At 62.8% G+C, this 247-nt stretch carries 1 protein-coding gene; it reads right to left on the bottom strand.

Annotated features, from left to right (window positions below):
- Positions 1–247: four-helix bundle copper-binding protein (locus tag KZZ07_RS27270; RefSeq protein WP_271775121.1), on the bottom strand; the 247-nt coding region annotated here is incomplete at both ends.

Here is a 247-nt window from a genome sequence, read left to right on the forward strand (position 1 = left end):
TTGCTCGATGCATTGCTGCATGTTGCCCACGCTCTCGCACGACCTTGCGCAATCCTCGCAGACATCGGCGCACTCACGGCAGACATGCTTATGATGCTCGGTGCCGAGCAGCATGACATGCGCCGACGTCCGGCAGATTTCGGCACAGGACAGCATCAGCCGGAAATGCCCGGGCTCAACGTGCTTGCCGCCGGCCGGCAGACACTGGTTCGAGGCCATGCTCAGGCAGGTCTGGTAGCAGCGCAGG

The sequence above is a fragment of the Mameliella sp. CS4 genome (assembly GCF_019392335.1).
GTDB lineage: Bacteria > Pseudomonadota > Alphaproteobacteria > Rhodobacterales > Rhodobacteraceae > Antarctobacter.